Origin of the sequence: Amphritea atlantica, assembly GCF_900111095.1 — a bacterium.
Taxonomy (GTDB): domain Bacteria; phylum Pseudomonadota; class Gammaproteobacteria; order Pseudomonadales; family Balneatricaceae; genus Amphritea; species Amphritea atlantica.
In genome coordinates this window covers 1-9,828 of the sequence record NZ_FOGB01000028.1, presented here as the reverse complement: position 1 = coordinate 9,828, position 9,828 = coordinate 1, and the positions used below count along the sequence as shown (strand labels likewise).

Annotated in this window: 9 protein-coding genes and 2 pseudogenes; 6 read left to right on the top strand and 5 right to left on the bottom strand. The window is 49.1% G+C overall.

Annotated elements, in window-relative coordinates; genetic code table 11:
• The 6 genes and pseudogenes from BMY09_RS21940 to BMY09_RS21915 all read left to right on the top strand — a co-directional run.
• Nucleotides 1–309 (top strand): annotated as a pseudogene (locus tag BMY09_RS21940) (4-hydroxy-2-oxovalerate aldolase); the annotation flags it as partial.
• Nucleotides 309–1,304 carry an FAD-binding oxidoreductase gene (locus BMY09_RS21935; RefSeq protein WP_091362280.1) on the top strand — a complete coding sequence of 332 codons (996 nt, stop codon included), beginning with the start codon at nucleotides 309–311 and terminating at the stop codon, nucleotides 1,302–1,304. The pseudogene BMY09_RS21940 and the gene BMY09_RS21935, both read left to right, overlap by 1 nt.
• Nucleotides 1,305–1,484: 180 nt before the next feature.
• Nucleotides 1,485–2,516 (top strand): TRAP transporter substrate-binding protein, encoded by a 1,032-nt coding sequence (locus tag BMY09_RS21930; protein WP_091362279.1) that lies wholly within the window; start codon nucleotides 1,485–1,487, stop codon nucleotides 2,514–2,516.
• 81 nt (nucleotides 2,517–2,597) lie between these two features.
• On the top strand, nucleotides 2,598–3,071 hold the full coding sequence (locus BMY09_RS21925; RefSeq protein ID WP_091362278.1) for a TRAP transporter small permease: 474 nt from the start codon (nucleotides 2,598–2,600) through the stop codon (nucleotides 3,069–3,071).
• A gap of 9 nt (nucleotides 3,072–3,080) precedes the next feature.
• Nucleotides 3,081–4,361, top strand: coding sequence for a TRAP transporter large permease (locus BMY09_RS21920; protein ID WP_091362277.1), 1,281 nt, complete (start codon nucleotides 3,081–3,083; stop codon nucleotides 4,359–4,361).
• A gap of 241 nt (nucleotides 4,362–4,602) precedes the next feature.
• The gene (locus tag BMY09_RS21915) at nucleotides 4,603–5,415 is read left to right on the top strand and encodes an AraC family transcriptional regulator (protein ID WP_175483635.1); all 813 of its coding nucleotides are present in this window, start codon (nucleotides 4,603–4,605) and stop codon (nucleotides 5,413–5,415) included.
• Nucleotides 5,416–5,449: 34 nt separating this feature from the next.
• On the opposite strand, the gene BMY09_RS21910 is transcribed toward BMY09_RS21915, so the two are convergent.
• From BMY09_RS21910 to BMY09_RS21890, 5 genes and pseudogenes are all read right to left on the bottom strand, one after another.
• Nucleotides 5,450–6,052: a TetR/AcrR family transcriptional regulator gene (locus BMY09_RS21910; protein ID WP_091362275.1), complete on the bottom strand. Its 603-nt coding sequence runs from the start codon at nucleotides 6,050–6,052 to the stop codon at nucleotides 5,450–5,452.
• A 427-nt stretch (nucleotides 6,053–6,479) separates the two neighbouring features.
• Nucleotides 6,480–7,808 carry a TRAP transporter large permease gene (locus BMY09_RS21905; protein ID WP_091362274.1) on the bottom strand — a complete coding sequence of 443 codons (1,329 nt, stop codon included), beginning with the start codon at nucleotides 7,806–7,808 and terminating at the stop codon, nucleotides 6,480–6,482.
• Between the two features lie 30 nt (nucleotides 7,809–7,838).
• Nucleotides 7,839–8,354 carry a TRAP transporter small permease gene (locus tag BMY09_RS21900; RefSeq protein WP_091362273.1) on the bottom strand — a complete coding sequence of 172 codons (516 nt, stop codon included), beginning with the start codon at nucleotides 8,352–8,354 and terminating at the stop codon, nucleotides 7,839–7,841.
• Nucleotides 8,355–8,363: 9 nt separating this feature from the next.
• Nucleotides 8,364–9,389: a TRAP transporter substrate-binding protein gene (locus BMY09_RS21895; RefSeq protein ID WP_091362272.1), complete on the bottom strand. Its 1,026-nt coding sequence runs from the start codon at nucleotides 9,387–9,389 to the stop codon at nucleotides 8,364–8,366.
• 154 nt (nucleotides 9,390–9,543) lie between these two features.
• Nucleotides 9,544–9,828, bottom strand: a pseudogene (locus BMY09_RS21890) (4-hydroxy-2-oxovalerate aldolase); the annotation flags it as partial.

The following is a 9,828-nucleotide window of genomic DNA, read 5'->3' as shown; positions in this document are numbered from 1 at the left end:
GTACGGATGGAAGCGGACCACGGTATCGATCTGTACAAGATTATGGATGTTGCTGAAGACCTGATTGTACCGATGATGGACCAGCCGATCCGTGTCGATCGTGACGCGCTGACACTGGGCTTTGCGGGTGTTTACTCCTCGTTCCTGCTGTTTGCCAAACGGGCGGAAGCGAAGTATGGCATTCAGGCCCGGGATATTCTGGTTGAGCTGGGGCGCCGCGGCACCGTTGGCGGGCAGGAAGATATGATTGAAGACCTGGCACTGACCATGTTTAAAGAAAAGCAGGCAAAAGAGAAGGGATTAATCTGATGGGGATGACAGTACAGATTGAACCGGCGGATAAGTCCTTCACGGTTGAGGCGTCTCAAACAATCCTTGAAGCTGCATTGGAAGCGGGTATCACGCTGAAACACAGCTGCCGCGATGGCCAGTGTGGCGAGTGCCGGGCCCCGATTCTGTCAGGCGCTGTCAGCTACGCTGATCCTGCTGGCATCAAGCTTGAGCAGAGTGATCTTGAGGGTAAAACCGGATTGATGTGTGTCGGACATGCAACCGCTGATCTGGTGATTGAAGCGCCTGAGGTTACAGAGCTGGAAGGGATCAGTGTGCAAAAGTGTGCTGGCAGAACCATGGCTAAAGAGGCGGTATCTGATGATGTTGCGGTGCTTAAAATAGCGCCGGCCCCGGGGATCAATTTCGCCTTTAAACCCGGTCAGTATCTGGACCTGACCGTCAAAGGTTATGACACCCGCAGCTATTCCATGGCCAGTACAGATGCCGATGCGCTGATAGAGCTGCACGTGCGGAAGATGCCGGATGGCGCAGTCAGCCCGTTTATCGTTGATGAGCTGAAGCCCAAAGCGATAGTCACCATCGAGGGGCCGTACGGCACTTTCTATGTCAGGGATTCGGATAGCCCGATCATTATGGTTGCCAGTGGTACCGGTTTTGCGCCCGTTAAATCGATGATGCTGGATCTGGTTGCCCGTGGTAATACCCGTCCGGTTGCTCTTTATTGGGGGGGGCGCTGCCAGCAGGACCTTTATATGGATCAGCTTTGTCAGCAATGGGCAGAACTGAATCGCTGGTTTTCATATATTCCGGTGCTCTCCGATAGCGTTGATGAAGGCTGGAACGGCCGCACGGGCTTTGTTCATCAGGCGGTTGTCGATGATATTGCGGATATGTCGGCTTATGAGGTGTATGCCTGTGGTGCGCCTATTGTTGTTTCCTCAGCCCGGCGTGATTTCGTTGAGCTCTGTGGGCTGGAGCCGGACCGCTTCTATAGCGATGCTTTTGTCTGAGTCATAATCCATAACATACAGTTATGCACTTATTTTTAATTCTATAGAACTAATATAACTTACTGAATAATAATGTATTTATAGAAAATAAATATTTTTTAATAATATAGACATACAATACTGTATTGTGAAACAATTTTGTTGTGTTCCATTTAATCATAATAAAACCGAGGAACGGCTATGCTACTTAAGAAAACCTTTATCGGAGCGGCACTGATCTGTGCATCACTGAGTTCCGCTACTATTGCTCAGGCAAGTGAAACCCTTACGCTTCGTTACAACCAGTGGTTTCCACCCACTCACTGGTCGCAGGTTGACGGTCTGTTAAAGTTTTTTAAGCAGGTTGAAGATGCCACGGAAGGTCGGGTAAAAATTCGTCCTTCTGCAAAACCGCTTGCGCCGCCTACCCGAAACTACCAGGCGGTGGTTAATGGTGTTGCGGATGTTGCCTGGGGGCCTCACGGATATACACCGGGTGCCTTTCCGCTGAGTGAGATGGTTGAGTTTCCATTTGATAACCTCGATGCCGAGAAAAGTTCTAAAGCGTATTGGCGTACCTTCAACAAATATTTCAAACCAAGCGGGATGCATGATGATGTCGTTACCCTGGCGGTGCATGTGACTTCCGGCGGCAACCTGCATACCAAAGATAGCGCGATTGTGTCCGCTAAAGATCTGGATGGGCTGAAGATCCGGGTTCAGACCCCGGTGGTATCGAATGCACTTAAAGAGCTGAATGTTATCCCTATCTCCGGTTCTCTGGTGGAACTGCGTGAATTCCTCTCCCGTGGTGTTATTGATGGCACAGCGCTGTCGGATGAGCTGCTGACCGGCTTTAAAGTCGACAAATATATCAACCATGTGACGCAGATCCCCGGTGGACTGTATTCAAACTCCGCGTTCATCATCATGAATAAAGATAAATGGGAGATGATCAGCCCGGCGGATCAGGCGGCGATTATGGATCTGGCGGGTGAAAAGCTGTCTGCTCTGATGGGTAAACTCTGGGATGAAAATGACGTCAAGGCAAGAGCTGCTCTGAAAGCTCGTCTGGGGGCTGAATACCGGGTTGCCTCTCCTGAACTGATCTCATCTCTGACAACGGTATTTGCCCCAGCCCGTGAAAACTGGCTGAAAGAGGCGGAGAAAGAGGGTGTCGATGGTCAGCAAGCAATGGACTACTACAAGTCTGAACTTGAAGCGATGAAATGATGTTTCACCGCCTCCTGAACTGTGCTTTATCGGCTCTGATAACGGGCAGTCCGGGAGGCGGTTTCATAAGAGTATGCTGTTATGCCTTTATCCGTTCTCAAAGTGTTGGAAGTTCTTTGCTCGAAAATAGCGATTGTGGCTGCGTTGCTGATGGCGTTAGTTATTTTTGTCGACGTGGTTGGCCGCACCGTTTTTGATACTCCTCTCGGGTTTTCATACGAGGTGGTCTCGATCTCGCTGGCTATCATGTTTTATTCGGGCCTCTACCATGTGCACAAAACCAAAGGTCATATCACGATAGATCTGCTGGATAAGTTTTATGTAGGTACCTTTGGCAAGATTATTTTCTGGTTTGTCTATCTGATTGAATGCGTCTTTTACACCACGTTGGTGATCACACTGTTTATGCAGGTGGAAGAGTCCTACAAGTTTGGTGATGTTTTCCTTTTTCTGGGTGTGATGAAGTGGAAGGTGTTACTGGCGGTGAGTGTCTTTGCCCTGATTGCCTGGGTCAGCCTGTTTGTTTCTGCGCCTAAACGAAATTCTGGTTTCTAGGACTCTGTCATGATTATTCTGATCACATTTGTAGTGCTGTTTGCGCTGCTGTTTTTACGCGTGCCTATCGCGGTCGCTACCGGCTCTGTTGGTGTTTTGGGGCTGGCTTATTATCAGGGCTGGGGAGCTGCACTGAGTCAACTGGGCAGTATCGCGTCTGAAACGGTTATCTCCTACGAATTTGCCGTTATCCCTCTGTTTATTCTGATGGGTAATATCGTTGCAAAATCCGGATTGGCCGAAGAGCTTTATGCTGCGACCTATGCACTGATAGGGCATATGCGCGGAGGTCTTGCGATTACCACCATTGGCGCCTGTGGTGGTTTCAGCACCTTCTGCGGCTCCAGTTTTGCAACCGCGGCAACCATGTCAAAAATTGCTTACCCTTCGATGATTCGCTATGGCTATAGTCAGGAGGTTGCGACAGGGGTTATCGCCGCCGGTGGAACCCTGGGGATATTGATACCCCCCTCTATCGCGCTGGTGTTTTACGGCATTATAACGGAGACCGATATCGGTCAGCTGTTTGTCGCCGGTGTTATTCCAGGCCTGATCGGTATTGTGATGTACTGTCTCGCCATCATTGTTATCTCTTATCTGAAACCAGGTAGCTGTCCTTCAGGGGAAAAAGCGACATTCAAAGAACGCTTTGCTGCGATCCGTCAGTTGTGGGCGTTTACCATGCTGGTTTCGATTGTATTAGGCGGCATTTACTTCGGATTTTTCTCCCCAACGGAGTCGGCAGCCGTCGGTGTTGTTGGCGCAATTTTTCTGACGTTCCTGCGTGGCAAGTTTGACTGGCAGCGGATGCGTGATGCACTGGAGGATAGTGCGGTGACATCCGTATCACTGATTGCGATTCTGATCGGTTCGCTGATTTTTGCCAATCTGGTGAATGTGTCTAACTTCCCTTATGACGTGGTCGACTGGATCGATAGTCTGGGGTTCGGCTTGTTAGGCGTGCTGTTCGTCATTATTGCAATATACCTGTTGCTGGGGGCTGTGCTCGAATCGATCTCTATGCTGTTGCTGACGGTGCCGGTGTTTTATCCGATTGTTTCCAGTATGGGAATGGATCTGATCTGGTTTGGCATTGTGGTGGTCGTCGCAACAGAGATCAGTCTGATCAGTCCACCGGTGGGTTTGAACTGTTTTGTGTTGAAATCGGTGCTACCAGATGTTGAGCTGAAAACTATTTTTAAAGGGGTCTTCCCCTTTGTTGTTGCAGATCTGTTTCGCTTAGCCCTGATTGTATTAGTGCCATCTATCTCTTTAATTCTGGTTCAGTAGATACTCATTGAAAGCCCTTGATTAAATCAGATCAAGAGGCTTTCAGTATTGATAGATCTGTTCGTTAACTTAATTCATACGCTCAATATGACTCTTACAACAAGAATAAATTGTGGAGGTAAGCATGGCTGTAGTGAATGCCTTTTCTTACGATACCTTTTTGAAGCAGGATGCTCTATTCGCGTTAGGAACAGTCCTTCAAAAAGAGCGCCGTAACCCTCCTCAGGCCCCACACTATATAATGAAGAAATCCCTGGGGATGATTCAGGTTTGTGTGGGCAGCTATGATCAGTTTGTCGATATTTCTGAACCTGATAGTCCCGGATGGTTTCAGTTGATAATTGTTCAGCAAGGAGGAGCTCGCCTTTGGCTCAAGAGCGATGAATTATCTCTGGGCTGTGGTGATCTTTGCCTGGTTAACACCTCAGAAAATCTGAATACGGCAGTGGATGCGGGCAGTCAGATTGTGACAATCAGAATGCCGGTTGAAACCCTGACAGAGGATGCGGTTCACCTGGGATACCATCTGAGGGCATCCGGTCTGGTGTTTAAACCGAATGTGTTTAAACTGGAACAGCTAGGTGTACTTAAGCATCAGATTCTGTCGCTGCTGGATGCTGAGCCGGGTCAGACACCTGAACAGCTGAAGGTTCAGTATCGTCATTTCTTTTCATGCTTGTTGTTGCAGCGGTTCGAGAATAACGCTGACCCATTTTATAAAGTCAGCTACTGCGAAAACCCGAAGATTGAGAAGATTCGTCGCTGGGTAATCTCTGATCCGCGTAAAGAGTATAAGCCTTTGGATCTGGCTGCCTATATTAATGTCAGTGAGAGATCGCTGTATCATCTTTTCAAAAATGAATTTGGTTTGAGTCCCCGGGTATACATCTGTCATATAAAACTTGAATGTATTTATAGAGAGTTGGTTGACCTGAAGAGTATGAAAAATATTACACAGGTAGCATTGGAATACGGCTTTAATAATCTTGGCCGATTCGCAAAGGTATATCGTGATTACTTTGGTGAGTCGCCTTCGCAAACGTGCAGGAGATGACCGGCAGAATGGTTTATTCTGCCTGTAGTCTAAGTTAAGCCGGTTGGTTTTTCCGTTTAGGGCATTTGCTTACGGGACAATTATCAGATAAAAACTCAGCCAGACGTCGGGACATCTCCCGGCGTTCTTCGAATTTATTATCAAAGTGTATCAGCGACATCGCCACAATATAGGAGTAAACCAGGTTTGCCAGATCATCAGCCCGGTCTGATGTATGGCCAAGATTGGTAAAAATACTGTTGATGAATGACAGGCGATATTTGTCGACTTCTTCTACGGCCGAACGTGCCAGTTTGTCCCGCCGGGCCCAGGCTCTGATAGAGATTTCTACTGAAGCCCCATCAAAAGAGCGTTTGCCTGTAATAGGCAGATTCATCAGTGTGGTGATCTGTTCAACCGGGTCGTTGCTGGCGCTTTGAATCCGCGCAATGACTGCTTCGGTTGCCCGCAAACGCCATTTGTCCAGAATGGAAATTAACAGATCATTACGGCTGGTAAAGTGATGATAAAAACTACCGCGGGTTATTTTCAGTTGCTTGGCAAGTTTATCGACGCGAACCTGATCAATACCGCTGGTGGCGAGTACCTGAGTGGCGGCATTTATCCATTCTTCGCGGGATAATTTTTGTGTAGTCATCTATTTATTGCAGCTCGCATGGAAGGTCAAAGACAGTGGTAAAGTAGCAACTGTGGTATGTGTGGTCAACACATTCCGGCGTTATTGGCAGGGGTTTTATTTCTATTTTTTCTGGCGCTAATCTGATGATTAAATGAACATGGAAACAAGGAGATACAGATTCTCTGGTTGGATAAGAAAGCAGCACTATTCCGGTTATATCGTCGCGGAATAGTGCTGTAGAGATCAGGTTAGTTTATCCCGGCAGGATAGGCACGGGAAGCTTTGAATTATGGATCACTTTATGCGTTATTGAATCCAGTAAAAACTGAACAACACTGCTGTGAGTACTGCAATCATATCACTATGGCATCTGCGTCGATCTCATCTGCAACATGCCGGACTTGTTTGAATCAGCGGTAATATTACTCTCTTGCTGATTTCCGGCTCAGCGATAAAGCAGTTCAGGAAGAAACAGTGATATCGGAGCAATAAGTGTGATCAATATAAGCCGGACAATATCCGCGCACCAGAAAGGGGTAACCCCTTTGAAGATGGTGCTGGCTTTGACATCTCTGAGTACCGCGCTGAGGACAAACACATTCATCCCGACGGGTGGGGTAATCAGACTGATCTCGGTGACAACCACTACGACAATACCGAACCAGACCAGATCGAATCCGAGGCTCTGCACTAAAGGGAAAAAGATAGGTACGGTCAGCAGCATCATAGAGAGGCTTTCAAACACCATTCCCAGCACAATGTAGATGCCCAGGATGATAAAAATGATTGCCATCGGCGATACATCGACACTTTGTACCAGTGTCAGCAGGTCACCCGGCAGACCTGCACGATTGATGAAATTTGAAAAGATCAGCGCGCCAATCAAAACACCGAACAGCATTGCCGAGGTTCGTGCGGTATCGGTGAGAATATCAAACAGGTTGGCCAGGGTTAGTGATCGCCGGTACAGGGCAATGACAAACGCGCCACCGGCTCCGATACCTGCTGCTTCAGTCGGGGTAAATACACCGAGGTAGATACCACCCATTACCACGCTGAACAGGATCAGCACTCCCCATACACCCTGTAGTGCCTGAATACGTTCCGGCCAGCTGAGACGCTCGCCACAGGGGCCGTCCTCCGGATTGCGCCAAACGGCGAACCGCACTGCGCAAAGGTAGAGCAGAATGCCGATAAATCCGGGGATAAACCCTGCCGCAAACAGCTCGCGGATGCTGGTTTCAGTGAGCAGGCCATAAATTACCAGGATAACGCTGGGGGGGATCAGAATACCCAGTGTACCGCCTGCCGCAATCGAGGCGGTTGCAAGTGAATCGGCATAACCGTATTTACGCATGGGCGGCATGGCGACTTTAGCCATGGTTGCCGAGGTGGCCAGGCTGGACCCACAGATTGCAGAGGAACCGCCACAAGCAACCACCGTGGCCATCGACAGACCTCCCTGCATATGTCCTAGAAAGGCGTTCGAAGCCCGGTATAACTGATGGGATAACCCCGATTTTGTGACCAGGTTGCCCATCAGAATAAACAGGGGAATAACCGATAAACTGTATTCCTGAGCGGTATTTATAACCCGTTTGGCAGCCATTGAAAGCGCACTGTTCCAGTTGAAATCTGTATAGCTGTCGAAATTCAGGCCCTGCATATAGGCAAAGCCGAAGAATCCCACGATCGCCATGGAAAAGGCGATAGGGATACGGAGGATTACAATCAGAATAAGAAGGATGGCAAAGCCAATCAGGGCAACAGTCATGCTAAATATACCTGTTTAAGGTGGTGTCGGTTAATCACGGGAAAGCCACAGCAGCCGGTAAACACCGTAGCTCAGCAGGGTGGCTGCGGTTATCCAGCTCATGAAGGCGATATATTCAACGATTAAGCCGACCGGCAATTGCAGAAATTCAGTCACCTCACTGCGTCGAAATGAACGCTCAGCCAGAAAGTAAATCTGTGTGGCGATAAAATAGAGCGATGAAGCGATCAGGAATACTGAAAATAGTCCCAGCAGTTTGATCACTGTGCGGCCCATCATCCGGTCAAGGATATCGACGACAACATGTCCTCCCCGCCAGGTAATCACCGGCATCTCGGCAAAAATCAGAATTGCCAGCGCGATTTCGGTCAGTTCCGTTGTGCCATCGATCGAATTCGATAGAAAGTAGCGGCCAACCACGTCAGAGCAGGTCAGCAGCATAAGTAAAAACAGTGTTGTTGCAGCGATCATTTCAAGGGCAAAGGCCAGCCATTTTACTGGCCCCTGCTCCTCATAATGCGCTGAGATCCAGGCGCAAAATGACATGGTTAGCGCTCACTCATGATAACTGTGGGCGATAGAACGAAGCTCTGCCAGCGCGGATTTTGCATCAACACCGCGGTCAGCTACGGAATCCAGCCAGATCTGATCCATGCCTTCAACCAGCTTGTTGAAGTCCTTGGCAAAGGCATCGTCTGCAGATACTTTGACGATGTTAACACCGGCTTCTTCAGCGGCTTTCAGGCCTTCTCTATCAGCGGAATCCCAGGCTTTACCCGCCATCGCCGACAGCTTTTCACCGGAAACACTCATGATCGCCTCACGATCCTTGTCGCTCAGGCTATCGAGGAAGTCTGGGTTGATAAAGATCGAAAAGCTACCCAGATACATACCGCCGGGCAGAGCGACAACATTGCGGGCAACTTCGTTCAGACGCAGAGTCTTCTGTTCTGCTATCGGTAAAAAGACACCGTCAACTATCCCCTGTTGCAACAATTCATAGACTTTAGGGGCCGGAGCGCCCACCGGGGTTACCCCAAGACGATTGCCAATTTCAGCAGGCACACCACCGCCGATACGGATCTTCTTACCCTTAAGGTCAGCCAGTGAGCTGATAGGTTCTATCGTCTGAATCTGGCCGGGTCCATGTACAAACACCCCTGCCACGGTCAGGCCATCATGTTCATTGGCGGCAGCAAAATATTTCTGATGCACGCGCCAGTAAGCAACAGATGCCGCTTCAGCGGAGGTCCCCATCAATGGTTCTTCAACCCCCAGCGCCAGTTTAAAACGACCCGGAACATAACCATGGTAGCTGAAGCTGGCATCGGCAACACCATCTTCGACCAGCTCAAACAGGGTTTTAGGATGGCCTAAACCATACTCGATCTCGAGTTTAACCCGGCCTTCGGTGGCTTCCTCAATCCATTTACCCCAGGTTGGCCATACCACTGCATTTTGTACATGGGTGGGGGGCAGCCAACTGGCAACGCGCATAATGGTTTCAGCGGCAGCGATATTGGTGAGGCCCATCAGTAGAGCGATCAGTGTCAGGGATTTTACTTTTTTTATTATAAACATCGGTTGTTTTCCTCAATGAATGGTTGATTGAGATAGTTAAATAAGATGGTTAATTGAGATGGTTGAATGAAATTGGTAGTACAGCCATTGATGGCATGAGTCGGTATAGCCGCGAGGCTCACCAGCAGACTATTCTGCTGGTGAGCCTGTGCGCTTATTTTTGTCTGGCCATGGTCAGTGCCAGGTCTTCAATCATATCTTCCTGTCCGCCAACGGTGCCGCGGCGCCCCAGCTCGACCAGAATGTCCCGGGCCTGAATGCCATACTTCGCTTCCGCCCGTTTGGCAAACAGCAGGAACGAGGAGTAAACACCGGCAAAGCCCAGTGTCAGCGCGTCGCGATCGACACGGATCGGCTGGTCCATCATCGGTACAATCAGGTCTTCAGCAACATCCATAATCTTGTACAGATCGATACCGTGGTCCGCTTCCATCCGTAC

What these genes read in the sequence shown, in the direction of transcription:
- BMY09_RS21935 (WP_091362280.1), top strand. Translation starts at nt 309, where the DNA reads ATGGGGATGACAGTACAGATTGAACCGGCGGATAAGTCCTTCACGGTT.
- BMY09_RS21930 (WP_091362279.1), top strand. Translation starts at nt 1,485, where the DNA reads ATGCTACTTAAGAAAACCTTTATCGGAGCGGCACTGATCTGTGCATCA.
- BMY09_RS21925 (WP_091362278.1), top strand. Translation starts at nt 2,598, where the DNA reads ATGCCTTTATCCGTTCTCAAAGTGTTGGAAGTTCTTTGCTCGAAAATA.
- BMY09_RS21920 (WP_091362277.1), top strand. Translation starts at nt 3,081, where the DNA reads ATGATTATTCTGATCACATTTGTAGTGCTGTTTGCGCTGCTGTTTTTA.
- BMY09_RS21915 (WP_175483635.1), top strand. Translation starts at nt 4,603, where the DNA reads ATGAAGAAATCCCTGGGGATGATTCAGGTTTGTGTGGGCAGCTATGAT.
- BMY09_RS21910 (WP_091362275.1), bottom strand. Translation starts at nt 6,052, where the DNA reads ATGACTACACAAAAATTATCCCGCGAAGAATGGATAAATGCCGCCACT.
- BMY09_RS21905 (WP_091362274.1), bottom strand. Translation starts at nt 7,808, where the DNA reads ATGACTGTTGCCCTGATTGGCTTTGCCATCCTTCTTATTCTGATTGTA.
- BMY09_RS21900 (WP_091362273.1), bottom strand. Translation starts at nt 8,354, where the DNA reads ATGTCATTTTGCGCCTGGATCTCAGCGCATTATGAGGAGCAGGGGCCA.
- BMY09_RS21895 (WP_091362272.1), bottom strand. Translation starts at nt 9,389, where the DNA reads ATGTTTATAATAAAAAAAGTAAAATCCCTGACACTGATCGCTCTACTG.